Origin of the sequence: Marinobacter sp., from assembly GCF_041686475.1 — a bacterium.
GTDB lineage: Bacteria > Pseudomonadota > Gammaproteobacteria > Pseudomonadales > Oleiphilaceae > Marinobacter.
The window spans coordinates 85360-88217 of record NZ_JAWLDU010000005.1 but is presented as its reverse complement, the minus strand read 5'-3'; the positions used below and the strand labels follow the sequence as shown (position 1 = coordinate 88217).

The 2858-nt window shown below is 59.8% G+C and carries 2 protein-coding genes, 2 pseudogenes and 1 riboswitch; of the genes and pseudogenes, 1 reads left to right on the top strand and 3 read right to left on the bottom strand.

Features of this window, described 5'->3' with window-relative positions; all coding sequences use genetic code 11:
- A pseudogene (locus tag ACESMB_RS02610) lies at window positions 1-225 on the top strand (PQQ-dependent dehydrogenase, methanol/ethanol family); the annotation flags it as partial.
- A gap of 81 nt (window positions 226-306) precedes the next feature.
- On the opposite strand, the gene ACESMB_RS02605 reads toward ACESMB_RS02610, so the two are convergent.
- From ACESMB_RS02605 to ACESMB_RS02595, 3 genes and pseudogenes are all read right to left on the bottom strand, one after another.
- Entirely contained in the window at window positions 307-1092 is a 786-nt protein-coding gene (locus tag ACESMB_RS02605; RefSeq protein WP_372970848.1) for an ABC transporter ATP-binding protein, read from the bottom strand.
- Window positions 1089-1907: an ABC transporter permease gene (locus ACESMB_RS02600; RefSeq protein ID WP_372970847.1), complete on the bottom strand. Its 819-nt coding sequence runs from the start codon at window positions 1905-1907 to the stop codon at window positions 1089-1091. The genes ACESMB_RS02605 and ACESMB_RS02600 overlap by 4 nt, the downstream gene beginning before the upstream one ends.
- A 66-nt stretch (window positions 1908-1973) precedes the next feature.
- Window positions 1974-2087: riboswitch (guanidine-I (ykkC/yxkD leader) on the bottom strand.
- Between the two features lie 191 nt (window positions 2088-2278).
- Window positions 2279-2858, bottom strand: a pseudogene (locus ACESMB_RS02595) (homoserine acetyltransferase); the annotation flags it as partial.

Here is a 2858-nt window from a genome sequence, read left to right as displayed (position 1 = left end):
GCCAGGACCGGTGAAGAACTCTACAAGTTCAATACCGGTACCGGTGTTGTGGGTACGCCCGTGACCTGGGAAATGGATGGTGAGCAGTACGTCTCCATCTCCACTGGCTGGGGCGGTGCCGTACCTCTCTGGGGTGGTGAAGTGGCCAAGGTGGTCAAGGACTTCAACCAGGGCGGTACCGTCTGGACCTTCAAGCTGCCGAGTGACCGTGTAGCCAGTAACTGAGCGAGTGTCGTGCCCGTTTTATCGGGGTTTATGGGGCTGCCTTCGGGTAGCCCCTTTTTGTTGAAGTGATTGTTTGCCTGGTCAGGCAGCCTGATGGCGAGCCGTCTCGGCAACCGACTCGTTGATGTCTTCAAACAGTTTTCTGTCGGCCTGGCCAATGGCCAGATCATAGGTAATTGTGGCGCCAAAGGCTTCTGGGTCATGAGGGTCACGACGAACCTTGTCAAACACCAGCAGCCGGGTACCCAGGTAGAAGCCTTCCTTGAGATCATGGGTAACCATGAAGATGGTAGTGCCCGTCTCCCGCCACAGCTTCAGCAGCAGATCGTGCATGTCCTTGCGGATACCCGGATCGAGCGCGCCGAAGGGTTCGTCCAGCAACAGCACGCGCGGGCGCATGATCAGCGACTGGGCAATGGCCAGGCGCTGCTGCATACCACCGGAGAGTTCGTGCGGCCATTTGTTGGCGGACGCTTCCAGGCCAACCGAAGCCAGCATCGCGTCCACCTTTTCCAGAGCCGCGCGCCGGGCACTGCCAAACAGTTTGCCGAGCCAGGGTTTCTGCTCCAGTTCCAGACTCATCAGCACATTGTGGCGCACGGTAAGGTGGGGGAACACCGAATAGCGCTGGAACACGATGCCCCGGTTGCGGTCGGGCTCCCCCGGAAAGGCCTCACCTTCGAGCAGTAACTGACCGCGGCTCGGGGTTTCCTGCCCCAGCAGCATTTTCAGGAAGGTAGACTTGCCGCAGCCTGAAGCGCCTACCAGCGTGCAGAATTCGCCCTGTTTCACGCTCAGGTTCAGGTTTTCCAGTACCACCAGATCACTGTATTCCTTCCAGAGATTATTGACCGTGATAAAGCTCATAAGTGGCCTCCTGCGTTGTACCAGGGGAACAGCCTGCGGTTAGCCAGTCGCAGACACTGGTCGATAACGATGGCAAGAATGGTGATCCAGATGACATAGGGCAGGATCACATCCATGGCGAGATAACGCCGCACCAGGAAGATCCGGTAACCCAGGCCCTCGGTGGAGGCGATGGCTTCCGAAGCGATCAGGAACAGCCAGGCCGGGCCCAGGCTCAAGCGCACGGCATCGATCAGGCGGGGCAGAACCTGGGGTAGCACCATGCGGGTGATGACCTGCCAGGAATTGGCCCCGAGGGTCTGGATCTTGATCAGCTGCTCACCGGGCAATTCCCGCACCCGCTGGGCCACATCGCGCATCATGATCGGTGCCGTTCCAATGACAATCAGCATGACCTTGGAGAGCTCTCCCAGGCCGAACACGATGAACAGAATTGGCAGTATGGCCAGAGGCGGAACCATGGAAAGCGCGGAGACCAGCGGTGCCAGATTGGCCCGGATCAGGGGCAGGGCGCCGTTGAGAATACCCACCACCAGTCCCAGCAATGCGGCTATGCCCACACCAATCCCCAGGCGTTCGAGGCTGGCGATGGTGTCCTTCCACATCAGATAATCGCCGCTGCGCCGGTCTTCCTGGAACGCCATGCGGTCGACCGCGGCGGTCATCTGTTCGAGGCCGGGAAGCAGTTTGTCGTTGGGATTCTCGGCCAGTCGCTCCTGGGAGGCGAGGCTGTAGATCAGCATGATCAACAGGAAGGGCAGCAGGCCAAGCAGGGTAGCCGATACTCGCCCGGGGTGGCGGTTGATCAGTCGCATAGGTTGTCTCCTCTGGTCACACAACACGGCAAGTCCTTCGCGGGCAACGGCGTCCCTTGCGATTCAGTCTCCCGGGCTTTTGTCCCGCCGTGTAACCTCCCAGAGGTCGGTAACTCTCGGACCAGCCATCCGGGCTGTTGTTGCTGACACGCCCGGACCGGAACCCTAGTCACCCATTTTTTCATTGTCTTCGCCGCGCGCTTCGCGGTGTTGTCGTGAACGGATCGGGGTTTCGTAAACCGTCTGTTCATACATTGCAGACGCTGCAGATGGCGTGCCAGCTTCGTAAAACGGGTACAACCGGGGCGGTCCGGACTGATCGGCGGCAAAGCGACGCACCATTAATGTGCACCGTGTAAATGGGTGCACAGTCATGGGCCTTTGCTGTCGAGCAGCAATTGCGCAGCGGCAAGAATCTTCTGGTGACTGCGGACTTCCCTGCCAGCACCTCCGGCAATATGCCCCCAGTCAGAAGTCAGAGGGTCAAACGTCGCTCCCGGCATTTGGCGGGCATCCTCCAGGGCATCCTCGATGGTGAAGTAGAGGTCGGTACTGCCAGGCATCACCCGGGTCGGCATGGTGAGCGAAGCGAGTGCGGCCTTGTAGTTGCCCTGAAACACCGGGTTGTCACTGATGTCGCCATTCTGCCAGGTGCCCAGCACAGACAGCAGGTTATTGGCATCCTGGCCCAGATGGTCATCCTCCCAGAAGCACAGCAGAGCCTCGATGGAATCGAATCCCAGGCCGCGCCAGAGTTCGTGGCGGAAGAATGCCTGGGAATAGGCCCAGCCCGCGTATACCCGGCCAAATGCCCTGAGCCCGCGCCGTGGCGGATTCTGGTAATGGCCATCCTGAAAGGCCCGGTCACAGGTGAGCGCTGCTTTTACCCCTTCCAGAAATACCCGGTTATGGGGATGGCAGCGTGCGGTGCAGCAGGTGGCCACCACTGCA